At 68.5% G+C, this 25,492-nt stretch carries 20 protein-coding genes and 1 other RNA gene; 11 read left to right on the top strand and 10 right to left on the bottom strand.

Annotated elements, in window-relative coordinates; all coding sequences use genetic code 11:
• Nucleotide 1: 1 nt before the first annotated feature.
• A complete protein-coding gene (thyA, locus tag PKE75_RS09225) occupies nt 2-856 on the bottom strand; it encodes a thymidylate synthase (RefSeq protein ID WP_271168415.1) in 855 nt (284 codons plus the stop codon).
• 194 nt (nt 857-1,050) lie between these two features.
• Here thyA and PKE75_RS09220 point away from each other — a divergent pair, with 194 nt between their 5' ends.
• Together PKE75_RS09220 and ssrA are read left to right on the top strand one after the other, a co-directional pair.
• Nucleotides 1,051-2,313: an MFS transporter gene (locus PKE75_RS09220; protein ID WP_271168414.1), complete on the top strand. Its 1,263-nt coding sequence runs from the start codon at nt 1,051-1,053 to the stop codon at nt 2,311-2,313.
• Between the two features lie 183 nt (nt 2,314-2,496).
• Nucleotides 2,497-2,852, top strand: a transfer-messenger RNA (tmRNA) gene (ssrA, locus tag PKE75_RS09215).
• Between the two features lie 153 nt (nt 2,853-3,005).
• Here the strand turns inward: ssrA and PKE75_RS09210 are convergent.
• From PKE75_RS09210 to PKE75_RS09190, 5 genes are all read right to left on the bottom strand, one after another.
• Nucleotides 3,006-3,683: a hypothetical protein gene (locus PKE75_RS09210; RefSeq protein WP_271168413.1), complete on the bottom strand. Its 678-nt coding sequence runs from the start codon at nt 3,681-3,683 to the stop codon at nt 3,006-3,008.
• Nucleotides 3,680-4,240, bottom strand: coding sequence for a sigma-70 family RNA polymerase sigma factor (locus tag PKE75_RS09205; protein ID WP_271168412.1), 561 nt, complete (start codon nt 4,238-4,240; stop codon nt 3,680-3,682). The genes PKE75_RS09210 and PKE75_RS09205 overlap by 4 nt, the downstream gene beginning before the upstream one ends.
• 88 nt (nt 4,241-4,328) lie before the next feature.
• Complete coding sequence (locus PKE75_RS09200; protein WP_271168411.1) at nt 4,329-5,960, bottom strand: S8 family serine peptidase; 1,632 nt, start codon at nt 5,958-5,960, stop codon at nt 4,329-4,331.
• A 212-nt stretch (nt 5,961-6,172) separates the two neighbouring features.
• A complete protein-coding gene (locus tag PKE75_RS09195; protein ID WP_271168410.1) occupies nt 6,173-6,487 on the bottom strand; it encodes a hypothetical protein in 315 nt (104 codons plus the stop codon).
• Nucleotides 6,488-6,657: 170 nt separating this feature from the next.
• Entirely contained in the window at nt 6,658-6,966 is a 309-nt protein-coding gene (locus PKE75_RS09190) for a hypothetical protein (RefSeq protein ID WP_271168409.1), read from the bottom strand.
• Nucleotides 6,967-7,396: 430 nt separating this feature from the next.
• On the opposite strand from PKE75_RS09190, the gene htpG reads away from it, so the two are divergent.
• From htpG to PKE75_RS09170, 4 genes are all read left to right on the top strand, one after another.
• Nucleotides 7,397-9,295 (top strand): molecular chaperone HtpG, encoded by a 1,899-nt coding sequence (htpG, locus tag PKE75_RS09185; protein ID WP_271168408.1) that lies wholly within the window; start codon nt 7,397-7,399, stop codon nt 9,293-9,295.
• Nucleotides 9,295-10,026 carry an isochorismatase family protein gene (locus tag PKE75_RS09180; RefSeq protein ID WP_271168407.1) on the top strand — a complete coding sequence of 244 codons (732 nt, stop codon included), beginning with the start codon at nt 9,295-9,297 and terminating at the stop codon, nt 10,024-10,026. Before htpG ends, PKE75_RS09180 begins: the two co-directional genes overlap by 1 nt.
• Before the next feature lie 79 nt (nt 10,027-10,105).
• Nucleotides 10,106-12,745 carry an aminopeptidase N gene (gene pepN / locus PKE75_RS09175; protein ID WP_271168406.1) on the top strand — a complete coding sequence of 880 codons (2,640 nt, stop codon included), beginning with the start codon at nt 10,106-10,108 and terminating at the stop codon, nt 12,743-12,745.
• Nucleotides 12,746-13,041: 296 nt separating this feature from the next.
• A complete protein-coding gene (locus PKE75_RS09170) occupies nt 13,042-15,231 on the top strand; it encodes a PAS domain-containing sensor histidine kinase (RefSeq protein WP_309298810.1) in 2,190 nt (729 codons plus the stop codon).
• Nucleotides 15,232-15,250: 19 nt separating this feature from the next.
• On the opposite strand, the gene PKE75_RS09165 is transcribed toward PKE75_RS09170, so the two are convergent.
• The 3 genes from PKE75_RS09165 to PKE75_RS09155 form a co-directional block, all read right to left on the bottom strand.
• Entirely contained in the window at nt 15,251-18,193 is a 2,943-nt protein-coding gene (locus PKE75_RS09165) for a bifunctional [glutamine synthetase] adenylyltransferase/[glutamine synthetase]-adenylyl-L-tyrosine phosphorylase (RefSeq protein ID WP_271168404.1), read from the bottom strand.
• A gap of 88 nt (nt 18,194-18,281) precedes the next feature.
• Nucleotides 18,282-19,106, bottom strand: a complete 825-nt coding sequence (gene cysE / locus PKE75_RS09160) for a serine O-acetyltransferase (RefSeq protein ID WP_271168403.1) — start codon at nt 19,104-19,106, stop codon at nt 18,282-18,284.
• Nucleotides 19,107-19,224: 118 nt separating this feature from the next.
• The gene (locus PKE75_RS09155) at nt 19,225-19,977 is read right to left on the bottom strand and encodes an alpha/beta fold hydrolase (protein ID WP_271168402.1); all 753 of its coding nucleotides are present in this window, start codon (nt 19,975-19,977) and stop codon (nt 19,225-19,227) included.
• Between the two features lie 168 nt (nt 19,978-20,145).
• On the opposite strand from PKE75_RS09155, the gene PKE75_RS09150 reads away from it, so the two are divergent.
• Nucleotides 20,146-20,394: a zinc-finger domain-containing protein gene (locus tag PKE75_RS09150; RefSeq protein ID WP_271168401.1), complete on the top strand. Its 249-nt coding sequence runs from the start codon at nt 20,146-20,148 to the stop codon at nt 20,392-20,394.
• A gap of 7 nt (nt 20,395-20,401) precedes the next feature.
• A complete protein-coding gene (locus tag PKE75_RS09145) occupies nt 20,402-21,541 on the top strand; it encodes an FAD-dependent monooxygenase (protein WP_271168400.1) in 1,140 nt (379 codons plus the stop codon).
• Between the two features lie 4 nt (nt 21,542-21,545).
• Here PKE75_RS09145 and wrbA read toward each other — a convergent pair whose 3' ends face one another.
• Nucleotides 21,546-22,145, bottom strand: coding sequence for an NAD(P)H:quinone oxidoreductase (wrbA, locus tag PKE75_RS09140; protein WP_271168399.1), 600 nt, complete (start codon nt 22,143-22,145; stop codon nt 21,546-21,548).
• Between the two features lie 190 nt (nt 22,146-22,335).
• Here wrbA and PKE75_RS09135 point away from each other — a divergent pair, with 190 nt between their 5' ends.
• From PKE75_RS09135 to pgl, 3 genes are all read left to right on the top strand, one after another.
• Nucleotides 22,336-23,142: an enoyl-CoA hydratase/isomerase family protein gene (locus PKE75_RS09135; RefSeq protein ID WP_271168398.1), complete on the top strand. Its 807-nt coding sequence runs from the start codon at nt 22,336-22,338 to the stop codon at nt 23,140-23,142.
• A gap of 132 nt (nt 23,143-23,274) precedes the next feature.
• Nucleotides 23,275-24,759, top strand: coding sequence for a glucose-6-phosphate dehydrogenase (gene zwf / locus PKE75_RS09130; protein ID WP_271168397.1), 1,485 nt, complete (start codon nt 23,275-23,277; stop codon nt 24,757-24,759).
• The gene (gene pgl, locus PKE75_RS09125) at nt 24,756-25,463 is read left to right on the top strand and encodes a 6-phosphogluconolactonase (RefSeq protein ID WP_271168396.1); all 708 of its coding nucleotides are present in this window, start codon (nt 24,756-24,758) and stop codon (nt 25,461-25,463) included. The genes zwf and pgl overlap by 4 nt, the downstream gene beginning before the upstream one ends.
• Nucleotides 25,464-25,492: the final 29 nt, after the last annotated feature.

Genomic DNA, 25,492 nt, shown 5'->3' with positions numbered 1-25,492 from the left:
ATCAGACGGAGACCGCCGCCGCGATCGACGGATGCGGGTCGTAGCCGGTCAGGGAAAAATCTTCGATCCTGTATGAGAACAGATCGTCCGGCCGCCGGAGCAGCTCAAGCTTCGGGAACGGACGCGGCGAGCGCTGAAGCTGCTGACGCGCCTGCTCGAGGTGATTGGCGTAGAGGTGGACGTCGCCGCCCATCCAGACGAGGTCGCCAACCTCGAGGTCGCACTGCTGCGCCAGCATGTGGATCAGCAACGCGCCCTCCGCGATGTTCCAGCCGAGGCCGAGAAACACGTCCGCCGAGCGCTGAAAGACCAGTCCCGAAAGCCGGTTTCCGGCCACATGGAACTGGTAGGTCATGTGGCAGGGCGGGAGCGCCATGCGGTCGAGCTCGCCGACGTTCCAACCGGTGAACAGCAGCCTGCGGCTCGCAGGATTGGTGCGAATGCCGTGGACGAGGTCGGCGATCTGATCGTGCACCCGGCCGTCCGGCCCCGTCCATGCGCGCCACTGCCGGCCGTAGACCGGGCCGAGTTCGCCGTTCTCGTCGGCCCACTCGTCCCAGATCGTGACGCCATTGTCGCGAAGATAGCGGACGTTGGTGTCGCCGCTCAGGAACCAGATCATCTCGTGGACAGCGCCGCGAAAGAAAATCCGCTTGGTCGTCAGCAGCGGAAAGCCCTGCTGGAGGTCGAATCGAATCTGGCGGCCGAACAGCGAATAGGCGCCCGTCCCCGTGCGGTCCGCACGATGGTCGCCAGCGTCCAGCAGTTCGCGCAGCAGGTCGAGATACTGCCCCTCCGGATGCGCCGATCCGGCCGTCTCGCTAAAGTCGAGGTTCGACGCGCTGCTCGCCGCCATGCTCTGAAATCCTGCAGGCTCTTCCGTCGGTCGAGCGATTATAGCGGTTCAGGCGGCGATCCACGACGGCTTCGCAACGCCACGCACAGAAAACTTGCGCGCCCGCATGACGGTCATGCAGAGCTGTTGCGTTGCAACATGCCGCCCGCCGTCCCAGCTTGCCGCTCCCTAAGCGACCGTCCGAGAGAGACTTGATGACTGCTTCCAGCGTCGCGGCCGATTGCGAAGAGCTCGGCATATCCGAACAGGACCTGCCCGCGAAGCCGCTCTCAGCGCCCTTCGGCGCAGGCTGGGCGCAGGTCGCGCTCGCCGTCGGCGGGCTTGCGATCGGCACCGGCGAATTCGCCTCGATGGGCATCCTGCCTTCGGTCGCGACCGACGTCGGAGTCTCGATTCCCGAGGCCGGGCACATGATCAGCTCCTACGCCCTCGGCGTCGTCTTCGGCGCGCCGGCGATCACCGTCGCGCTCGCCAAGGCGCCGCGGCGCGGGCTGCTGGTCGGGCTGATGGCGGTGTTTGCGCTCGGCAACATCCTGAGCGCCCTCGCGACCAGCTATCACGGCGTCGTCGCCGCGCGCTTCATCGCGGGACTGCCCCACGGAGCCTATTTCGGCGTCGCGATGCTGACGGCCGCATCCCTCGTGCCGCCGCAGCGCCGGGCGCAGGCCGCCGGCAACGTGCTGCTAGGCTTGAGCATCGCGAATGTCGTCGGCGTGCCGTTCGCGACCTGGCTCGGGCAGACCTTCGGCTGGCGGGCGACCTTTCTGGCGGTCGCAGTCCTCGCTTTGCTGACCGCAGCCATGGTGCGCGCGTTCACGCCGGTGATCATACCGGCGGCCGGCGCCGGCGCGCGGCGGGAGCTCGGCGCATTCCGGCTGCCGCAGGTCTGGCTGACGCTCGGCGTCGCGGCGGTCGGCTTCGGCGGCATGTTCGCGGTGTACAGCTACGTCACGCCGACGCTGACCGAGGTGACCGGCGTCAGTCTCGGCATGGTCCCGCCGATGCTCTCGGTGCTCGGGCTCGGCATGATCGTCGGAAACGTCATCGGAGGATGGCTCGCCGATCGCGCCCTGAAGGCCACATTGATCGGCGCGCTGGTGTGGAACGGCGTGGTCCTCGGCGCCTTCGCCTTCACGTCGGGCTCCGCCTGGCTCGCTGCGATCAACCTGTTCCTGATCGGCGGCTGCATCGCGATGGGCCCCGCCCTGCAGACCCGTCTGATGGACGTCGCAGGCGAGGCTCAGACGCTCGCCGCCGCGCTCAACCACTCCGCATTCAACATGGCGAATGCGCTCGGCGCCTGGCTCGGCGGCGTCGCGATCGCGATCGGATTCGGCTGGACGTCGCCGGGGATCGTCGGAGCGGCCCTCGCGGCGGCTGGCCTCGTCGTGCTGCTGATATCGTTCCGCCTCGAGGCCCGCGATCGCGGCGTCACCGAGGCGGCCGTCCTGCGTTGAGAGCCCTCAGGCGGCCCGGACGCCGTTGAGGAAGCCTTCCAGCTCCCGCTCGAGCCGGGCCGACCGGCGCCGGGTTCGCCCGCCGCGGAATTCACGTCCGATGCGCCGGCGCCTGCATGGCTGACGGCGATCTGCATCTCAGTCATGTCCTGGCTGAGGCGCTCGGTGTGCAAGCGGGCCAAGGGCCTTTTCCAGCCGCGCCGCATGCCCTATATCAGGGGCGTCGGGGATACCCGGCTATGGTGATAAACGTCCGCCGTAATAAACCCTTCGGACCCGGGGGCAGTACCCGGCGCCTCCACCAAAATCCGCGCGAGCCGCGGGTTTCGGCGGGGGCGAAATAGGATCGACGGGGGCGTAAAGGGTGGGCTTTTGCCCGGCATGGCTCCACCGTTATCGGGCCATTCTATAGTTGCCAACGACAACTACAGCTCGGTTGCTCTGGCCGCGTGAGCGGTTAGAAAAACCATTCTAAAGTCCTAACGGGCTAGCTTCCGTTAGGCGGGGCCCGGAGGCGCCTGGCAACAGAAGCCTCCACTTTCCCTTTCTGTCTTGGTTCCCCTCCGGGACGACTTCGGCCTCGCCCTCTCAGCCGGTCCGGCGGTGGGCACGACCGATCGCAGCAGCGTGGCGATGGGCGAAGACGGCCGGGGTCGCCTCGCCGTCTCCGCGTCTGCCTGTTCGCCCGCGCTCTACTGCGCGACGACGAAGCGCACGACGCCGATTCGCGCCTTCAATCGTTCGACGGCCGCCTCCAACTCCGGCTTTCCCATCGCCCTGTCGGCGAGCCTCAGCACGAACACGCCGCCTGGCTTCGGACCCGCCACGATCTCGGCCTGCGTCTCGCTCAGCAACGAGGCGATGGCCTCCGCCGTCGCCGTCGGCGTGAAAGCGACCAGCACGTGCTGGCCGCCGCCGACCGCGTCCCGACCGTCCGACGCCGTCTCGTAGCGGGCCTCGCCGCTCCCGAGATAAGCCTTCGTCAAAAGCCCGCCCTGCACCGCGATGAGGAGCGCGGCGGCCGCGGCCCCCCATGCGAGCGCGTTCGGCGAGAGAGCGGCGAGCCGTTCGCCGAAGCGGCGGACGGCGCCCCACGCACGACCCGGCGATCGCTGCGCCTCATGCGCGTCGATTCGGGCGAACAGTTTTTCGCGGGCCGCCGCCGACGGCGTCGGCAAAGCCTCGTTGAGCGCGATCGCCGCATCCCGCTCCTCGCAGGCGACGGCGAGCCGTCGGGCGATTTCGGAGTCCTCCGCCATCAGCCGCTCGAACAGCGCGGCGTCCTTGGCGTCGAGCCTGTCGGTCGCGCGCCACGGAGCGAGCAGGTCGCCCTCCCCCGACTCCGCGCTCCCGTTCACGGAGGCGCTCACGGCCAGCCCCTGTCGACGCCCGCGGCGGACAGCAGATCCGAGAGCTTCTTGCGCGCATAAAACATCCGGGTCTTCACTGTCGCCGCCGGGACGCCGAGGATATCGCTCGCCTCCTCGACGCTGCGCTCATGGTAATAGACGAGATCGATGACCTCGCGATGCTCGAGGGACAGCGCCGCCAGGCAGCGGCGCATCGCGTCCGCCTTGCTCGCCTTCAGCGCCGTGGTCTCGGGCGTGTCCGAACTGTCCTCGACGGCGTCTGCGGTCTTCGGCTCGAGCGGACGCTCCGTAACGCGGCGGAGGGCGGACAGAGCCTTGAACCGGGCGATCGAGAGTATCCAGGTCGAAACGCTGGACCGTCCCTCGAAACGCTCCGCCTGCCGCCAGACGTCGAAATAGACGTCGCTCATGAGATCCTCCGCAGTCGCTTCGTTACGGACGAGCCGGATCAGAAACCTCAGGGTGCGCGTCGAGTGACGCCCATAGAGAATTCGCATCGCGGCCCGGTCGCCAGCCGCAATGCGCCCGATCAAGGCCTCGTCGGAGGCCTCGGTCATGGCGCGCGTTGCGGCGACCTGACCATCAGTCGCTTTGGAACGCGGAAAGGTTCAGACGCCGGATGGCTTTTTTCATGGCGCGCGTATTTCACGGTCGTGGCGAGATCGTGGTCTCCACCGGCGCGGAGACCGGAGTCGCCTGCGGCGAGGCGGAGACGGACGGTGCGGCGGACACTGCGTCGACCGCGGCCTTGGCGTCCGTCTGGCCGGCCCCGAACTCCGGGTCGACGCCGGGCGCCCCGAGGTCGACGGCCGACTTGACCAACGCCGCGCGAGCTTCGGCGGCGGTCAACGAGGGATTCGCCTGGACCATCAACGCGATCACGCCGCTGACCTCCGCCGCCGCCATCGAAGTGCCCGACATGTAGCTGTAGCCGCCGCCGGGCGCCGCGACCACGACGTCGACCCCGGGGGCGGCGACCGCGAGATGCGGCCCGCGATTGGCGACGGCCAGCAGTTTGTCGGCGTCGTCGACGGCGGTGACCGCGATGACCTCGGGATCGGCCGCGGGGTAGAGCGGCGGCGATGACGCGCCGGCGTTGCCGGCGGCGGCGACGAAGATCTGGCCTTTCGCGACGCCGGCCGCGATGAACTGAGAGATCTTGTCGTCCTTCGGGCCGGCGAAGCTCATATTGACGATCTTCGCGCCCTGCTTTGAGGCCCAATCGAGGCCGCGCAGGATGTGCATGGTCGTACCCTCAGCGCCGGGCTTCGCCGGACGCTTGGCGCCGGAGAAGGCGCGGATCGCGAGGATCCGGGCCGCCGGCGCCGGGCTCGCGAGATCGCCGCGCGCGGCTATCAGCCCAGCGATCGCAGTGCCGTGCGGATGCGCCGAAGCCGGCGGGCCGACCGGATCGAAGCTTTCGACGATCGCGTCCTTGAGGGCTGGATGGGTTCCATCCGCGCCTGAGTCGATGATCGCGACCGGCACGTTCAGCCCGGTCGCAGAGGCGTGCGCCTCCTTCAGACGCAACTTGACGACGGCGTATTGCGTCCGTGAGAGCTCGGACGTCGCCTCCTGGCTCAGGCTGTAAACGTGGTTCGGCTGGACGGCTTCGATCTGAGGATCGGCTCTCAGGGCCGCGACGACGGCCGCGACGCTGCGATCGCCGCGGATGCGGTAACGGTAGATCGTCGACCCGGTGAGTTCGAACCTCTCCGACGAGATCCGGTCGAGCCGCGCGCGGCGCGCGATCGCCGTGACGTCGAGGTCGGAGACGCCGGCCTTGACCTCGAACAGCACTTCGCCCGGAACGACGACGGCCGGATCGTCCGCCTGAGCGGCGCCGCGCGGCGCCCCCGCGTCGCCGCCGGCGGAGCGAGCGTTCGAACCGTTGCGGCCGCCCGCGGCCTTCGCGGTCTTCGGCTTCGCTTTACGAGGCGGCGCGGAGTCCGCTCCCGAACGGACTTCGACGGGCGGCGGCGGCGTGCGGGACGGCTCTGTCGTGCGCGGCGGTTTCCTCGCCTCCGCGCGGACCGCAGCGCCGATCAGCAGGACGCCAAGCGCCACGAGCGGCACGACGACTTCGACCGGAATCGTGAATTTCTTGCCGCCATGCGAACGGCCCGGATCGTGCTCGCCGGGTTCGTTCGGCCTCTCCTGCGCGCCCACCGGGGCGGCCACCAGAAGGAGACCCGCAGCTAAGACGGCGCCGAGGCGCATGCCGAGCGACGTCGTCACGCCGTCACGCCGCGCGGTCTTCCTGAATGGCGATTTCATCACGGTTCCCCAGGCCGCCGCCGAAATCCCGCTGGCCGAAAGGTCGCTCCAGCAGGCGATCGGTCCCCCAACCGTATCGTCGTCGCCGTGCGGATCGAGCGTTCGGACGGCAGATTGTGGCCTAACGGCGCCGACAACGTCAACGAGCAGAGTTGAGACGCAGGAGGCGGCGCCTGGAGAGAGCCCCGCCTCCTGTCAGGCCACCCTTCCGCTCAGTCGCAAACGCGGATCCGACGGATGTAGCGATTGCCGTAATCGTCATAGATCCGGCGGCGCTCGACCCAGCAGCGGCGCTCATAGACGACTTCGCGCTCGGAAGCCGCGTTCGCTGCGAGAGCGCCGATCAGGAGGCCGCCGCCAAAGCCGGCCGCGCCATACCCCCAGTGATCGCCATGACGCCCGTGATGATGGCCGTAAGGACCGGCGGAGGCGGCGGTCGGCGCAACGGCGGCGCCGAGGACGGAGGCGGTGAGGAGGCCGGCGAAGATCTTGCGGCCGCGGGTCGAGAGCATGGTCATGGCGGTCATCCCTGAAGGTCCTGGGGACCGCCCTGCGCGGCCCTTATGTTCCTTCGTCGCGGCCGCACGCCAGATTCAAACCGGCGGAAAAGAATCTCCGGAAAGCCCGTCTCAAAAAGAAAACGCCCGGCCGGACCATGGGAAGACCCAGGGTCCGGCCGGGCGTCGAAGAAGAGCGATCAATCGCAGACTTCGATGCGCTTCAAGTAGCTGCGGCCGTACTGGTCGACGTAACGCCGACGTTCGATCCTGCACTCGTCGTCGCGGCGGGCGTTGGAGTTGGCGATCGCCGTGCCGGCGAGCAGGCCAAGCGCGCCGACGCCGACGATGGCCGCAGCGGTCCCGCCGCCGCCGTGATGGTGGCCGTAATAGTGATTACGATGCCAGCGGTCGGCCTGCGCGGCGGACGGGGCCAGAGCGGCGCCGAAGACAGCTGCGCTGAGAACGGCCGCGGCGACGACGCGGGTGCGAACGGAATTCTGCAACACGGTAAAGTCCTTTCTCGTCGGCGCGACGCTTAGCGCCCGCCAGTTTGCTGCCTCAGCCTAACAGATGCCCGGCTACACTTACCATGCGAAGCGGTTCATTCAAAAGACGCGAACGCTGCGTAGAGCTACTTGGTCGTTAATGAACGGCGCATGAAGCTCAGGTGGGCCTTCATCGCCTCGAATCATCCGTTCTTCCCTCTCATGCTTTGGTCGTTGGAGCCGCGGCGATGGCGCCGGCCCATAGCTTCATGAGCCGCCTGGCGTTGGAGGTCATCGTCGCTCTGGTAGGCGTGACGGTCGCGCGCCCCGACGCTAGCTGGCGCCGACGTCCCCTGTCCGACGTGATGGAGCCGCCCGCGTAACGGTCTCTTGAACTTCGGCGACGGTCCGGCCATCTCGTCGACCGAACTCGAATGGGGAGAACGGACCGATGACGACCGAAACCGAGACCGCGCCGAAGCCGCAGGAAAACCGCGTCTTCGAGGCGGACGTCGCCAAGCTTCTGCACCTGATGGTGCACTCGGTCTATTCGGACAAGGACGTCTTCCTGCGCGAGCTCATCTCGAACGCGGCCGACGCCTGCGAGAAGCTGCGCTTCGAGGCGATCTCTACGCCCGCCCTGCTCGGCGACGACCCGAAGCCGCGCATCCTGATCTCGGCCGACGAAGACGCTCGTCTCCTCACCATCGAGGACAACGGCGTCGGCATGAGCCGCGATGAGATGATCGAGGCGCTCGGCACCATCGCGCGCTCCGGCACCAAGGCCTTCATGGAGCGGCTCGACGCGGCTCAGGCCAAGGACGGCGCGCAGCTGATCGGGCAGTTTGGCGTCGGCTTCTATTCCGCCTTCATGGTCGCCGACCGCGTGGACGTGTTTTCGCGCCGCGCCGGCTCCGACGAGGCCGCGGTCTGGTCGTCCGACGGCCAGGGCGCCTACACAGTCGCGGAGGCGGATCTCGCCGAGGCTCCCGCGCGAGGAACCCGCGTCGTCCTCCATCTGATGGAGGATGCGAAATCCTACGCCGAGCGCTGGACGCTGGAGCGCATCGTCAAGGCGCAGTCCGGCCACGTGCCGGTGCCGATCTCGCTCGTTGAGAAGCCCGGCGCCGAGCCCACGCAGATCGCTGACGGCGCAGCGCTGTGGACCAAGCCGAAGAGCGAGATCTCGAAGGAGGACTACGCCGAGTTCTACAAAAGCCTCGCGGGCGCCTATGACGACCCGGCGATGACGGTGCACTACCGCGCCGAAGGGCGCCACGAATACACCGCGCTCGCCTTCGTGCCTTCCGCCCAGCCGTTCGACCTGTTCGACCCCGACCGCAAGGGCCGGATGAAGCTCTATGTCCGGCGCGTGTTCATCACCGACGAGGCCGACCTGCTGCCGCGCTGGCTGCGGTTCGTGCGCGGCCTGGTCGACAGCAACGATCTGCCCTTGAACGTCTCGCGCGAGATGATCCAGGAAAGCCCGGTCCTCGCCGCGATCCGCAAGGGCCTGACCAACCGTGTGCTGGGCGACCTCGAAAAGCTCGCCGAGAACGACAAGGCGACCTTCGAAACGGTCTGGGACGCCTTCGGCCCGGTCATCAAGGAAGGTCTCTACGAGGATTTCGAGCGCCGCGAGCAACTGCTCAAGCTCGCCCGCTTCAAGACGACCACGTCGGGCGAAAACTGGCGAACGCTGAAGGACTACGTCGCCGGGCTCCGGGAAAACCAGACGGCGATCTATTATCTCGCCGGCGGCAAGCCGGAGCAGTTGCTGTCCTCTCCGCATCTCGAAGGCTTCCGCGCGCGTGGGGTCGAGGTGCTGCTGCTGTCCGATCCCGTGGACAGCTTCTGGGTCACGTCGGCGGCGGATTTCGAGGGCAAGCCGTTCAAGTCGATCACCCAGGGCGCGGCCGAGCTCGCGCTGATCCCCAAGCTCGACGGCGACAGCGAGCCTGCGCCCGAGACCGCGGCTTCGGTCGCCGACTTCATCGCGTTCGCGAAGACCACTCTCGGCGACGCGGTGGCGGACGTTCGGACCTCGGACCGGCTGACCGAAAGCGCGGTCTGCCTGGTCGCCCCGGATTTCGGCCCCGACCGTCAGCTCGAGAAGATCCTCGCAAGCTCGGGCCGCGCCGGCTCCTCGGCCAAGCCCATCCTCGAGATCAACCCCACGCACGGTCTCGTCGTCGCGCTGGCCGCCAAGGGCGCCGACGATCAGGCGTTCCGCGAGGACGCAGTGTCGCTGCTGTTCGACGAGGCCAAGATCCTCGACGGCGAGCGGCCGGCAGACCCGCAGGCGTTCTCCGGCCGTCTCGCCCGCGTGCTGGAGCGGGCTCTGCGCTGATGGTCTCGTTCTTCGAGGAGCTCCGGGCCCGCCTCCCGGTGGCGGCCCGCGAGTACCGGCCTCCTGAGCGCACCGGCCTGCTGATCGTCGATGTGGTCAACGGCTTCTGCACGCCGGGCGCGGGGCCGCTCGCGCCCATGGCGCCCGACGCGCAGATCGACGCGATGGTGGCTGCGATCGCCACGCTCGCTCGCGACTTCCTGAGCGACGAGCGGCCGGTGCTCGCGCTGCTCGACACCCACGAGCCGGGTCGGCCGGAGCCGCCCTACCCGCCTCATTGCGAGCGCGGAACCGGACAGGAGACCCTCGTTCCGGCGCTTGCGTTCCTCGAGAACGAGCCCGGCGCGAAGCTGGTCGAAAAAGACGTGATCGACGGCTTCGTCGGCTCGATCCGGCCGGACGGCTCCAACGTGCTGGTCGAATGGATCCGCGCGAACGAGCTTGAGAGCGTCGTCGTGGTCGGCATCTGCACGGACATCTGCAATCTCGACCTCGTCTCCTCGCTGCTGTCGGCCCGCAACCATCACCTGGACGGCCGGCCGATGCTGGGCCGCCTGAAGGACGTCGTGGTCTATGAGCCGGGCTGCGCGACCTACCATCTGCCGGAGACGGCGGTGGAGGCCCTTGGCCTGCCGGGCACCGCCCACCATCCGCAGGACGAGACGCACCACATCGGCCTCTATGTCATGCAGGCCCGCGGCGCCGTGATCGCCGACGCGCTTCTCGGCTGAGCCGCGCCCGCCTTGCGCCCGCCCTCCCCGCGGGCCTAAACCGGGCTCATCGAATCCCCCTCAATCCGCCGGAGCAGACATGCGCGCCGAGGATCCCCGTCCCGTCCGTCTCGCCGAATACCGTCCGTCCGACTTTCTGATCGACGCGGTCGAGCTCGACGTCATGCTGGATCCCACGGCGACGCGGGTCACCGCGCGGCTTCGCCTGCGGCCCAACCCGGCAGGGCGCGACAACGCCGCCCTGACGCTTGACGGCGACGACCTGAACCTCGTCTCGGCGGCGATCGACGGCGATCCGCTGCGGGTCGACGATCTCGACGTCTCGCCTTCCTCGCTCACCATCGCGAACCCGCCGCGCCGGCCTTTCGAACTAACTGTCACGACGCTGGTCGACCCCTCGGCCAACACCAAGCTGATGGGGCTCTACCGCTCGAACGGCGCCTATTGCACGCAGTGCGAAGCCGAGGGCTTCCGGCGCATCACCTATTTCCTCGACCGGCCGGACGTCCTCGCCGTCTACACGATCCGCATCGAGGGGTCGGAGGCCGAGAATCCCGTCCTGCTGTCGAACGGCAATCTTGTGGAGACCGGCGCCGCCGGCGAGGGCCGACACTTCGCGGTGTGGCATGACCCGCACCCGAAGCCCTCCTATCTGTTCGCGCTGGTCGCGGGAGACCTGGGCGTGGTCGAGGACCAGTTCGTGACCATGGGCGGCCGCAAGGTCACGCTGAAGGTGTTCGTCGAGCACGGCAAGGAGGATCGCGCCGTCCACGCCATGGAGTCGATCAAGGCCTCCATGCGCTGGGACGAAGAGGCCTTCGGCCGCGAATACGACCTCGACGTGTTCATGGTCGTCGCCGTGTCCTACTTCAACATGGGCGCAATGGAGAACAAGGGCCTCAACGTCTTCAACGACAAGTACGTTCTGGCGAGCCCAGAGACTGCGACGGACGGCGACTACGCCAACATCGAGGCGATCATCGCCCACGAATACTTCCACAACTGGACGGGCAACCGCATCACCTGTCGCGACTGGTTCCAGCTCTGCCTGAAGGAAGGGCTGACCGTGTTCCGCGACCAGGAGTTCACCGCCGACATGCGGTCGCGGCCGGTGAAGCGCATTTCGGACGTGCGCGGCCTGCGCTCCGTGCAGTTCGCTGAGGATGCCGGGCCTCTCGCGCATCCCGTCCGCCCCGAGGTCTACGCCGAGATCAACAACTTCTATACGCCGACCGTCTACGAGAAAGGCGCGGAGGTGATCCGCATGCTGAAGACCTGGATCGGCGGAGACGCCTTCCGGGCCGGCATGGACCTCTATTTCGACCGGCACGATGGTCAGGCCTGCACGATCGAGCAGTTCATCGCCTGCTTCGCCGAGGTCTCGGGCCGTGATTTCTCGCAGTTTCTGCGCTGGTACAGCCAGGCCGGCACGCCGGAGGTCCGGATCGCCACCGCCTACGACGCGGAGGCCAGGACCTTCACGCTGGACGCTGCGCAGAGCACGCCGGCGACGCCAGGCCAGCACACCAAGCTTCCGGTCGTCATCCCGCTCGCTCTCGGCCTCGTCGGCCCCGACGGCCGCGACATGCCGCTGGTCGTCGGCGGCGCGCCCGCCGGCCCGGTCTTCGCGCTGACGGACGAGACCACGCGGATCGTTTTCGAGAACGTCGAGCAACGGCCGGCGCCCTCGCTGTTCCGCAATTTCTCGGCCCCCGTGAAGGTGGTGTCCGACATCGCCGACGACGACCTGCTGTTCCTCGCGGCCCATGACAGCGACCCGTTCAACCGCTGGCAGGCGGCGCAGACGGTGGCGCTCCGGCATCTCGTCGCGTCCGTCGCCGCCGTGCGCTCCGGCCGTGAGCCCGCCGACGAGCCGCGCCTTGCGGAAGCCCTCTCGCGCGCGTTCGACCCCGCCGAGAGCGACTGCGCCTACGCCGCCCAGATCGCCGCCCTGCCGAGCGAAGGCGACGTCGCCCGCGAACTCGGCGAGGACGTCGATCCCGACGCGATCCACGCCGCGCGCGGTTTCCTGAAATCGGCGATGCGCCGCCGCCTCGGGCCGCAACTCCTCGCCGCCTACGAGCGGCTGGCCGAGACCGGTCCCTACTCCCCCGACGCCGCATCCGCCGGCCGGCGGGCGCTGAAGGTGGCGGCGCTCGACCTTCTGGCGGCCGGCGGCGAGCGGGACGGCATCGCACGCGCCCACGCGCTGTATTCCGGTGCGCGGAACATGACCGACCGCGTGATGGCGCTTCAGGTGCTCTCGCTCCACGCCTCGCCGGAGCGCGAAGACGCGCTGGCCGACTTCGCGCGGGTCTATGGCCAAGATCCGCTGCTGCTCGACAAATGGTTCGTCATCCAGGCGTCGGCCCCGCTGCCGGACACGATCGACCGCGTCGAAACGCTCATGGCCTCGCCAGGCTTCGACATCCGCAACCCGAACCGCGTGCGGTCGCTGATCGGCACGTTCGGCGCTGGTAACCCCACCCAGTTCAATCGGCCGGACGGGCGGGGCTACGCCTTCGTCGCAGGCGTGGTCGCAGAGCTCAATGCGTCGAATCCGCAGGTCGCCGCGCGCCTGCTCGGCGCCTTCCGGACATGGCGCTCGCTCGAGCCCCAGCGGCGCGGCAAGGCCGAGGCGGCGCTTCGCGGCCTCGCCGACATGCCGCGGCTGTCGGCGGACGTCGCAGACATTGTCCGCCGCGCATTGGCGGCCTAGGCGCAAGTGACTCTGCTGACTCAACTTTTTGGAACGCCCTCGTTAAGTATTTAACGATGCATTAATTCTCGCTGGACAGCAGCCCCGCGAATTGATTCTAATATCCAAGTTGATTCGACGCGTCGGGGTTCTCGGATCGACTTCACTTCACATCCGTCTGGAAGGACAGAGCGATGGCGCGCGCCACCGTGGCAGGGATGCCTTTGCGTCGTGCCGCGCCGCACTCGACGGCGAAAGCCTGGGCCGCTCCTGTCCTGCGTCGGTTTCAGGCGGCCGAGCCCTTCCTTCGGAAGTTGGTGCCCTGCCTGATCGTGCTGTTTCTGGCCGTGCTCGGCGGCGGCGTCGTTCTCCAGACGCTGGATGCGCGAAACTCGGCCCTGCGCACGGCGTCGGACGACATGGCGACGCTCGCCTCGATCGCCGCTCTTCAGCTTCCGAACATGAACGGCGCGCGCGACCCCGCGGATCTCCGGCAGATGCTTGCGACGGGCCTTCCCGGCAATGCCGCCGATCGCGGCCGGCGCATCTATGTCGCGGACGAGTCCGGCCGCATCGTCGCCGTTCGCGGCGCGCCCGAGGGGCAGCCGCCGGCCGATCTCATCACCCTGCTCGGGCCCGCCCAGCCGCTCACCACTTTCGCCGAGCGCGCCGGCGTGATGATCGTGACGCTTCCCGACGGCGCGGCCGCGCTCGCCACCGTGCGCAACGCGCCATCCGGGCGTCCCGGCCAGGTCGCCTTCGTGCAGAACGTCGACGACGCGCTCGAACCGTGGCGGGCGAGCACACGCTCCTCCGTCGCGCTCTACGCCTCGACGGCCCTCGTGCTGACGCTGCTCGGCCTTGCTTTCCGCTGGCAGTCCGGCCGGGCGCGCCGCACCGACGACATCTACGACCGCGTCCAGATCCGCATCGAGACCGCGCTGTCGCGCGGCCATTGCGGACTGTTTGACTGGGACATCGCGCGCGGCCGCATCTTCTGGTCGCGCTCGCTGTTCGAGCTGCTGGGCTATCCCCCACGCGACCAGTTGGTCTCGTTCGGCGAGTTCAACGCGCTGGTGCACCCCGAAGACGTCGATCTCTATTCGCTCGCCGACGAGGTCGCGGCCGGCCAGACGCTGAACATCGACCGCATCTTCCGCGTGAAGAACGCCAAGGGCGAATGGAAGTGGCTGCGAGCCCGCGCCGAAGCCGTCCGCAACAAGAACGAGGATGGCCTGCGCCTCATCGGCATCTGCGTCGACGTCACCGAGCACCGGACGCTGGCCGAGCGCACGGCGACCGCCGACATGCGCCTGCGCGACGCCATCGAGACGATCTCCGAGGCCTTCGTGCTCTGGGACGCGGCCAACCGCCTCGTAACCTGCAACTCGAAGTTCCAGCAGCTCTACGAGCTGAAGGACGAGGCCGTCCTGCCCGGCACGCCGCGCGAGGAGATCATCGCCGCAGGCCGGCAGCCCGCCGTGGTCAACTCGGTCCGGCCGGACGGTCGGGTCGAAGACGGCGCGCGGTCTTACGAGGCGCAGATCGAGGACGGTCGCTGGCTGCGCATCAACGAACGCCGCACCAAGGATGGCGGCTTCGTCTCGGTCGGCACCGACATCTCCTCGCTCAAGCGCCAGGAAGAGCGGCTGATGGACAGCGAGAAGGCGCTGATGGCGAACGTCGCCGACATGCGCAAATCGCGCCAGACGCTTGAGGTTCAAGCCCAGCAGCTCGCCGACCTCGCCGAGAAATACGCCGAGCAGAAAAGTCACGCCGAGCTCGCAAGCCAGGCGAAGTCGGAATTCCTCGCCAACATCTCCCACGAGCTTCGCACGCCGCTGAACGCCATCCTCGGCTTCTCCGAGATCATGGAGTCCGGCCTGTTCGGTCCGCTCGGCTCCGAGAAATACGTCGAGTACCTCCGCGACATCCGCGAAAGCGGCGAGTATCTGCTCGACGTCATCAACGACGTGCTCGACATGGCGAAGATCGAGGCGGGGCGCTTCAGGCTGACCCGCGAGTCCATCGACATCGACAAGGTGGTGCTCGACGCCATGCGCGTGATCACGCCGCGAGCCGAGGAGAAGTCGATCGCGCTGCGCGCCGAGGCCGCCTGCGGCGTGACCGTCGAGGTCGACCGCAGGGCGCTCAAGCAGATCCTTTTGAACCTGCTCTCGAACGCCGTGAAGTTCACGCCCGCCGGCGGCCGCGTCACCATCCGCACCCGCGCAGTCGGCGGCGCGATGAACCTCTACATCGAGGACACCGGCGTCGGCATTCCGAAGGACGCCATCGACAAGCTCGGCCGGCCGTTCGAGCAGGTCGAGAACCAGTTCTCGAAGAGCCACAAGGGCTCCGGCCTCGGCCTCGCGATCGCGAAGTCGCTCACGGAGCTCCATGGAGGCTCGATGAAGATCCGCTCGACCGTCGCCGTCGGGACCGTGGTTCTGGTGCGTCTGCCGGTGCGCGCTGACGAAGAGATCTACGAAGAGAAGATCGCCTGAAAGGGCCGCGCCGCGCCCCTCATTTCATTCCGGCGAGCACCGCCCTGAACGCCGCGCGCACCTCCTTCTGGCGGTCGGCGAGCGTCGCGGTCAGCACGGCGAAGTCCGGCGCCTCGCCGGTCCGGGCAAGCAGACGCCTCAAGCCTTCGCCCGCCTCCTTCGGATCGAACGGCCCGTCGATCGCGAGCCTCAGCGCCTGGGTCAGGTCCTGCTGCAGGCGGGCGCCGGAGCGCAGCGTCGCCCAGCTTTCCCTGTCGAGCAGGCCTTCCGCATGGGCTCGGTCCAGCGCCGGTATGGTCGCCGTGAACAGCATCTTCGGATGCGTCGAGGCGTAGGCGAGCTGAAGCGCCTGCGCGGCGAATTCGACGTCGACGAGGCCGCCCGGCGCATGCTTGAGGTTCCAGGGACCGCCCGCACCCTTCTCCTTGTCGAGCAGCATCCGCATCGCCGCGACGTCCTTCGCGACCTTGGCGGGCGCGCGGGGCGCGAGCAGCACCTCGCCGATCGCGCGGCCCACCTTCCTGACGAACGCTTTCGGCCCTGCGATCACCCGCGCCCGGGACAGCGCCATGTGCTCCCAGGTCTCGGCTTCTTCGGCCTGATAGAGTTCGAACGCGCGAAGCCGGGTGGCGAGCGGACCGGCGCGCCCCGACGGCCGCAGCCGAAAATCGACCTCATAGAGGACGCCTTCAGCCGTCGGCGCCGACAACGCCGCGAGCAGGCGCTGGGTGAGCCGGGCGTAGTACTGGCTGGGGGCGAGTGGCTTCGGGCCGTCGCTCTCGGCGGCGTCGTCAGGATGATCGTAGAGCAGTATGAGGTCGACGTCGGACGCGGCCGTCATCTCCTCGCCGCCGAGCTTGCCGAGCGCCACGACGGACGCCATGCCGCCGGAAATGCGGCCGTGGACGCGGGCGAGCTCCTTCTCGGCCATCCGGAACAGCGCGGCGATCAGCACGTCCGCAGTGCGCGCGAAGGCCGGCCCCGCCTGGTCGGCCGCCGCCGCCCCCGCCGCGACGCGCAATGCGACCAGCGTCTTCATCTCCTGGCCAACGATACGTGCGCGCTCGAGCGCGTCCTCATAGGAGCGCGCCTCGCCCAGCGCCTGCGCGACGCGCTCGTGGAGCTCCGCGCGGTCGGGCAGATGGCCGAAGAAGGCGGGATCGAGCAGCGCGTCGAGGACGCGGGGGCGGCGCGCCAGCGTTTCGGCCAGCCGTGGAGCGACGCCCAGCACACCCGCCAGGAGCTCCAGAACCTGAGGATTGGCGCGGATCAGCGCGAGCAGCCCGACTCCGGCGCTCGTGCGCGCCAGCACCTTGTCGAGGCCATTGATCGCCGCGTCCGGCCGGTCCGAGCGCGCGAATACGTCGAGGATCGTCGGCGTAAGCTCGGTCAGCAACTCGCGCGCCCTGTTTGTCTTCATCGAGGGATAGCGGCCGCGATGCCATTCGCGGATGGTGCGGGCGACGGACGACGGCTCCGCGTAGCCGAGGCGTCCGATCGTCAGCAGCGTCTCCGGATCGTCGTCTTCGCCGGTGAAGACGAGGCTGCCGATATCTACGGACAGCGGCGGCGCGTCCTCGAACAGGCGAGCGTAATGCCGCTGGACGATCTTCATCCGTTTGAGCAGCGCCTTGGCGAAGGCGACGCGACCGGAAAAGCCCGCGAAATGCGCGAAGCGGCCAAGCGCCGCCTCGTCCTCCGGCAGGCTGTGGGTCTGCACGTCGTCGACCATCTGCAGCCGATGCTCGATGGTGCGCAGGAAGCCGTAGGCCTCCGCCAGTTCATCCCGCGCCCCGCCGTCGATCCAGCCGGCGTCGACCAACCCGTTCAGCGTCTCGACAGTGCCGCGCGTCCTTAAGGCCGGGTCGCGGCCGCCGGCGACAAGCTGCTGCGTCTGCACGAAAAATTCGATCTCGCGGATCCCGCCGCGACCGAGCTTGAGGTTGTGCCCTTCGACGGCGATCTCTCCATGGCCTTTATGAACATGGATCTGCCGCTTCATCGCATGGATATCGGAGATGGCGGCGTGATCGAGCGAGCGGCGCCAGACGAAGGGGCGGAGTTCGGTGAGGAACGCCTCGCCCGCCGCCGCGTCGCCGGCAACGATGCGCGCCTTGATCATCGCGGCCCGCTCCCAGTTCTGCCCCACGCTCTCGTAATAGGAGAGCGCGGCGTCGCGCGAGATCGCGACCGGCGTCGAGCCGGGATCAGGGCGCAGCCTGAGATCGACGCGCGCGACATAGCCGTCGGCGGTGCGCTCCTGCAGCAGCTTCGCCATGGTCTGTGTGACGCGAGCGAAGGTCGAGGTCGCGTCGGATTCCTCCGATACGCGGACGACCTGCGTGTCGAAGAACGCGATAAGGTCGACGTCTGACGAATAGTTGAGCTCACGGGCGCCGAGCTTGCCCATGCCGACGATGAAGAAGCCGCAACCTTGCTCCGGCCTGTCCGGATCGGGCAGCGTGATGCGGCGGGCGTCGTGCGCCTCGCGCAGGGCGGCCGAGGTCGCGGCGCGGATCGCGGCCTCGGCGAAATCCGACAGCGCGGCTGTGACCTGGCCTGAGTCCCAGACGCCGCCGATGTCGGCGATCGCGATCAGCAGCGCGGCTTCCGAGCGGGCCTGCCGCAGCGCAGCCGCGAGCGAGGCTCGATTGGAGCCGTGACTCCCGATTTCAGCGGTCAGCGCAGCGAGTCGGGCTTCGGGATCGCCCGCCAGAAGCCGCGCTGCGCGCTCCGGCTCCCGCTCTATCAGCCCCCAGAGAAACGGCGACCCGTCCGCGACGCTTTCGAGCAGCGCCCGCGCCGGACCGCCGACGGCGACCGTGGCGAGCGGCTTTGCTTCAGAGTTTTCTAGGAGTTCGTTGACCTTCCGACGGGCCGCCTCGGCGTCCGCAGGCGCGAGGACCGCGCTCAGGCGGGCGGCGAGCGAGGGCGGGCGCCGTCTGGATTTGAGCTCCGCCATCGGCCGTCCTCCCGATCCGGGTTTGGGCGATCGGGCGAAGCGAAGCAAGACGGCCGAAAGACGGGGTCTGCAGCCCTGAGGCGGCGGCTCAGAGGCCGGCGTCGTAGAAAATCTGGTCCATCGCCCGCGCCGGCTCCGCGCAGGGCGATGCTCCCACGATCCTGGCTGGCACTCCCGCGACGGTCACGTTCGGCGGCACGTCGCGCAGGACGACCGAGTTCGCGGCGACGCGCGAGCAGTGGCCGACCTCGATATTGCCGAGGATGCTGGCCCCCGCGCCGATCAGCACGCCGTGGCGTATCTTGGGATGCCGATCCTCGGTGCTTTTCCCAGTTCCCCCCAACGTCACGCCATGGAGCAGCGAAACGTTGTCCTCGATCACGGCGGTCTCGCCGATCACGACGCCCGTCGCATGGTCGAAGAACACGCCGCGGCCGAACGGCGCCGCCGGATGGACGTCGACCTGGAACACCGCCGACGATCGGCTCTGAATGTAGAGCGCGAAGTCGCGACGGCCCTGGCCCCACAGCCAATGCGCCAGCCGGTGGCTCTGGATCGCATGAAAACCCTTGAAGTGGAGGAGCGGCTCGATCGCCCGCGTGCAGGCCGGGTCGCGCTCGACGACCGCCATCAGGTCGGCGCGCACAGCCTGTCCGATCGTCGGATCGGCCGCCGCCGCCTCGTCGAACGCCTGCGCGATCAGCGCGCTCGGCACGTCGATATGGCCGAGCCGCGAACCGACGCGATGGCCGACCGCCTGCTCGAGGCGCTCGTGGTTGAGCACGGTGCTCATCACGAAGCTCGCGATCTCCGGCTCGCGCCGCACGACGTCCTCGGCCTCGGCGCGGATGCGCGCCCAGGTCGGGTCGAGCGTCATGAGATTGTGCGTCTCGAGACGCGCCAGCTTGCTCATCTGCGAAATCTCTCCGCCGCCGGATCTGGGGCCCGGTCGGCCCTAACTCTGTTTCCGCGATCCTACCCGATGTGGGTAAACGCGCCTTCGAGAAAAAGGCGCCATTTCGACAAAGCGATTAAGGCCGCCTGGACAGGAAAGACAAGACGCCCTCCTTGTAGACTTTGTCGCCGACCGCTCGGTTGTGGTCACGCCGCGGGATCGGCAGCGCCTCGGCGCCCGGGATCAGCTTGACCAGCGCATCGAGGTCGCCGGAGACCTCGTCCTCGGTTCCGACGGCGACGAGCGTCGGAACCTTGATGGTTCCCAGCATCCCGGCGTCGACCAGCGAGCGCTGCGCCCGCATGCAGGCGGCGAGCGCGCGGCGATCGGAGTTCGTCGCCTCGGCGAAGCGGCGGAACATCTTCGCCATCGGGTTGGTGATGTCTTCGACGGACGGCGCTAGCAACCCCTCTGCGATCGCGTCGGCCGAGGGCGCGCCGTGCAGCAGCCCTTCGCCCATGCCGCCGAGGATCGCCGAGCGCACCCGCTCCGCCTTGCGGATCGCGAGCAGGGCCGTGATGCGGGCGCCCATGGAATAGCCCATGACGTCAGCGCGATCGATGTCGAGCTGATCGAGCAGCGCGATCGCGTCGCCGGCCATCACGTCCGCGCCGTAGAAGGCGGGATCGTAGAGCTTCTCGCTGTTTCCGTGACCGCGATTGTCGATCGCGATGACCCGGCGGCCGTCTTTCTTCAGCGTTTCGATCCAGCCCGTGCCGGACCAGTTGACGTCGATCGAGGACGCGAAGCCGTGGATCAGCAGGATCGGGGCGCCCTCGCCTTCGTCGCGATAGGCGAGTTCCAGACCGTCTGATTGAAAGGTCGGCATAGAGTCTCCGCGCAGGGCGTGTCGCGGCGCGACCCTAGCCGTGCGGCGCGCGAGACGGAAGCCGTGCGGCCACGGCGATTGCGGGCAGCCGCCGCGCGCGCCGCGCTTGCCCGGCGCCTGCAAACTTCGTATCGCGTGAAAGGGCAGATCAGCCCGAAGGGAGCCGTCATGGCCGACCACGCGATCCCGCATTTCGCCAACGACGCCGGCGTCCCCATCATCTCGATCGGCGCGCGCGAGTTCATGTGCGTCGGCGCGACGCCGCCTTTCGATCACCCGCACGTCTTCCTGGACATGGGGTCGGACGGCGAGATCATCTGTCCCTATTGCTCGACGCTCTACCGCTTCACCGCCGGTCTGCACGCCGATGAAAGCGACCCGGCCGGTTGTCTCTGGAAGGCGCTCACCCCGGTCTGACGCGGCCATGCCCGGCCGCGCGCTGATCGCCGGAGCCGGAATCGGCGGCCTGACGCTCGCCCTCGCCCTCGCCCGCCGCGGGATTCCGTCCCAGATCGTCGAGCGCGCCGCAGCGCTCGAAGAGACCGGCGCCGGCGTTCAGCTCTCCCCCAACGCCAGCCGGATCCTGGACGCGCTCGGCCTCGGCCGGGCGCTCGACGCTGTGGCGACCCGGCCCGAGGCCGTGACGATCGCCGACGGTGTCTCCGCCCGGGCGCTGAAGACGCTGCAGCTCGGCGCCGAAGCGGAGCGGCGCTGGGGGGCGCCTTACCGCGTCGTCCACCGCTCCGACCTGCAGGCCATCCTGCTCGAAGCCACGCGCGGCGAAACCGGCGTGGAGCTTACGCTCGGGGCCGAGATCCTCAGCGCGCGGGAGACGACGTTCGGCGCTGCGGTCGAAATCGCCAAAGACGGGGCCGCCGAGATGATCGAAGGCGGCTGGCTCGCAGGCGCCGACGGGCTGCGTTCGGTGGTCCGCCGCGCGGTCAAGCTGCCGGCGACCGTCCAGGCGACGGGGCTGAGAGCGTGGCGCACGGTGCTGCCGGCAGGCGCCCTGCCCGAGGCTTTCGGCATCCGACGCGTGAGCGTGTGGCTCGGGCCGGGGGCGCATCTCGTGGTCTATCCCGTCCGCGCCGGCCGCGAGGCCAACCTCGTGCTGATCGGCGACGACCGAATCCAGACGCCCGCCGATCTCGTCGTCGGCTGGGCGGCGCCCGCGCGGGACGCGGTGGCGGCCTGCTCCTCGTGGACGCCGTGGCCGCTCTACGACCGGGCGCCGGACGCCCGGATGCAGCACGGGCGCATCGCCCTGATCGGCGACGCCGCTCACGCGACGCTGCCGTCGCTTGCGCAGGGCGCGGCGTTTGCGATCGAGGACGCCGCAACGCTGGCCCGCCTCGTCGCCGAGGGCGGCCCGGACGCGTTCGCCGCCTATGAGCGCGCCCGGCTGATGCGCTGCGCGAAGCTCCAGATGCGCTCGCGCCGGCAGATCAGGATCGATCACCTGTCGGGGCTCGCGGCCCGCGCGCGCAATCTCGCGCTGGCCGCGACCCCCGCCAGTGTGCTGCTGGGAGGACTCGATTGGATCTACGGGTGGCGGGACGACTGACCAGTCAACCCGCGATTTTGGCCGCGATCCCGGCGACGTGCTTGCCCTGGAAGCGGGCGCCGGCGAGTTCGTTCTCGCTCGGCTGGCGCGAGCCGTCGCTCTTGGAGAGAGTCGACGCCCCATACGGCGAGCCGCCGGTGATCTCGTCCATGTTCATCTGGCCGGCGAAGGCGTAGGGCAGCCCAACGACGACCATGCCATGGTGCAGCAGCGTGGGCACGAAGCCGAGGATGGTCGACTCCTGGCCGCCATGCTGAGTGGCGGTCGACGTGAAAATCGAGCCGACCTTGCCCACCAGCGCGCCGGAGAACCACAGCCCGCCGGTCTGGTCGACGAAGGAGCGCATCTGCGAGGCCACGGTACCGAAGCGGGTCGGCGCGCCGAAGATGATGGCGTCGTATTCCGGCAGTTCCTCGACGGTCGCAACCGGAGCGGCTTGATCGAGCTTGAAATGGTTCTGCCGCGCGACGTCGTCCGGCGCCGTTTCGGGAACGCGCTTCACGACCACGTCGGCGCCGGCCTCGCGAGCGCCTTCGGCGACGGCCTGCGCCATCGTCTCGATGTGACCATAGGTCGAATAATAGAGCACAAGAACTTTCGCCATCACCGGCTCCCGTCGTCGTTCGAGGTCTAGCCTCTTGAAATCGAGCGAGAAGTTGATCCCGGCGGCGGAGACTGACAACCCGATCCCGCGCGAAGGTCCGTTTGCACAAAAGCAAATTCGATCGCAGCGATCGTTGCGCGCCTGCACTCCGGCAGGCGATAGGATCGGCCGGACGGCGGAGGAGACGCGAATGCCTACAGAGACACGCCACGGCTCGCTCGCGCTCAGCCGCTACGGCGACCGCGCCACGATCCTGATCGACCGCCCTGCGAAGAAGAACGCGCTCGACGAAGCGACATGGCGCGCCTTCGTGGAGGTCGCGAGCGACGTGGCGGCCGATCCCGAGATCGCGGTCGTCACGGTGCGCGGCGCGGGCGGCGCGTTCAGCGCAGGCGCCGACATCGCCGAGTTCGTCGCGCTGACGACAGCAGACGACAAGCGGCGGAACGACTTCGCCGACGCCGTCCGGGGCGGTGAAGAGGCGGTGGCGCGCATGCCGCAGGCGACGATCGCCGCGATCGAGGGTCCCTGCGTCGGCGGCGGGTGCCAGATCGCGCTCGCCTGCGACCTCAGGATCGCAGCCGAGGGGGCGCGCTTCGGCGTGACGCCGGCGAAGCTCGGGATCGTCTACCCCGTCGTCAGCACCCGACGGCTGATCGCGGCGATCGGCCGGTCGGCGGCGAAGGACCTGCTGTTCACGGGCCGGCTGATCGACGCAGGCGAGGCGCTTGCGATCGGCCTCATCGACAAGGTCGTGCCGCACGACGCGCTCGACGGAGAAGTCCGCGCCCTCGCCGAGAGGATCGCCATGAATTCCCGCTATTCCGTCACCGCCGCCAAACGCACCATCGACGCGATCTCCGATGGCGACGTCGACGAGGCGGGGCTCGAGGCGCTTTGGCGCGGCGGCTTCGCCGGCGAAGACCTCGTCGAGGGCGCGAGGGCCTTCCTTGACAAACGTTCGCCCCGCTTCACGTGGCGCAGGTCGGCGGGGTGACGATCCGCCAAGGCGATCACGCGCATCGGCCAGATGCTTATCGCGCGTTTGACAGCGGCGTCGGCGCGCTATCATCTCGCAGGCGCACAATATGAAGCGAAAAGTGAATATGCGTTCGGGAGTCGCCCGCCGATGACGAGCCGTATCGTCGCCGTCGATCCATTCGATCTCGTCGTTTTCGGCGGAACCGGCGATCTCGCGCACCGAAAGCTGTTTCCCTCGTTATTCCGACGGGAACACGACGGCCAGATCAGCGAACCGAGCCGCATCATTGGCGTCTCGCGTCGCGAAATGGACGCCGCCCATTTCCGCGCTGACGTGAAGAAGGCGCTGGAAACCTATGTTCCCGAAGAAGAACTCGACAAGGCGATCGTCAAACGCTTTCTCGCCCGGCTCGACTATGTCGCGGTCGACGCCACCGGCGACGACGGCTGGGAGGATCTGAAGGCCCACATCGCCGACGGACTCGACCGCGTGCGGGCGTTCTATCTCGCGACCTCGCCCAATCTGTTCGACGCGATCACGCACGGGCTCTCCAAGCACAGTCTGCTGACGCCGAAGACCCGCGTCGTGCTGGAGAAGCCTCTCGGCCATGATCTGGCGTCCGCGCAGGAGATCAACTCGGCAGTCGCCGACGTCCTGCCCGAAAGCCAGATCTACCGGATCGACCATTACCTCGGCAAAGAGACCGTGCAGAACCTGATGGCGCTCCGCTTCGCCAACGTGCTGTTCGAGCCGGTGTGGGATTCCGCCCATGTCCGGCACGTGCAGATCACGGTGGCTGAGAAGGTCGGCGTCGAAGGCCGCGGCGGCTACTACGATCATTCCGGCGCGCTGCGGGACATGATCCAGAATCACATGCTCCAGCTCCTCTGCCTCGTGGCGATGGAGCCGCCGTCGACCATGCAGGCGGACGCGCTGCGCGACGAGAAGCTGAAGGTGCTGCGCGCGCTCAAGCCTATCGACGAGACCAACGTCCGCACGCTCACCGTGCGTGGCCAGTACCGGACCGGCGCGATCGACGGCAAGTCGGTGCCCGGCTATCTCGACGAACTCGAAGATGGCGTGACGGAAAGCGCCACCGAGACCTTCGTGGCGCTGAAGGCCGAGGTGCAGACGTGGCGCTGGGCGGGCGTGCCGTTCTATCTCCGCACCGGCAAGCGCCTTCCGAGCCGGGTGTCTGAGATCGTCATCCAGTTCCGCGAGGTGCCGCTGTCGATCTTCGGATCGGCCGGCGGCTTTCTCGCGCCGAACCGCCTCGTCATCCGCCTGCAGCCGGACGAGGGCGTGAAGCTCTATCTCATGATCAAGGATCCGGGTCCCGGCGGCATGCGGTTCCGAGAGGTGCCGCTCAACCTCTCCTTTGCTGAGACGTTCAAGGGCCCGAATCCGGACGCCTATGAGCGCCTGCTGATGGACGTGATCCGCGGCAACCAGGCGCTGTTCATGCGCCGCGACGAGGTCGAGGCCGCCTGGGTCTGGGCTGATCCGATCCTTGAAGCATGGTCGCGGCTCGGCCAGAAACCGGCGAGCTACACCGCGGGGACCTGGGGCCCCTCCGCCGCCGTCGCGCTGATCGAGCGCGACGGCGCGACTTGGCACGAGGACCCGTCGTGAGCGAGCCGCACATCAACCTTCGGACCTTTCCGGACCGAACGGCGCTGGCCGAGACCCTCGCTGCTGAGACCGCCGACGCTCTCCGCGCCGCGATCGGGACCGGAAACGCCGCGACGCTCGCGGTCTCCGGCGGATCGACGCCGAAGCGTTTCTTCCGCCAGCTGTCGCAGGCGGAGCTCGACTGGGAGTCGGTGACGGTGACGCTCGTCGACGAGCGCTGGGTCAAGGACACCGAGGATCGCTCAAACGCCAAGCTCGTGAAGGAGAACCTCATCCAGGGCCGGGCCGCCGCGGCGCCCTTCGTGCCATTGGTGACCGACGCCGGATCGCCGGAGGGCGGACTGATGGAGGCGCAGAAGCGCGTCGCCGATTTGCCCAGCCCGCTAACTGTCGCCATCCTGGGCATGGGCGACGACGGCCACACCGCCTCGTTCTTTCCCGGCGGCGACCGGCTGAAGGACGCGATCGACATGACCGGTAAGCTGCTGGTGGTCCCGATGCGCGCGCCGGCCGCCATCGAGCCGCGCATAACGTTGACCCTGCCCGTGCTGGTGGCCGCAACATCGCTGGCGCTGCATATCGAGGGCGACGGCAAGATGGCGGTCCTGGAGAAGGCGCTGGCAGGCGACGATCCCCTGGAGATGCCGATCCGCGCCGTCATCGCCAATGCGGCCAGGCCGCTCGACGTCTTCTGGGCGCCGTGACGCCGACGGTTCTGAGCGACCATTATCGT

The sequence above is a fragment of the Hansschlegelia plantiphila genome, from assembly GCF_027922265.1.
In the GTDB taxonomy this organism is placed as follows: domain Bacteria; phylum Pseudomonadota; class Alphaproteobacteria; order Rhizobiales; family Methylopilaceae; genus Methylopila; species Methylopila plantiphila.
The sequence above is the reverse complement of the archived record's forward strand: the minus strand, read 5'-3'. Positions and strand labels throughout refer to the sequence as shown.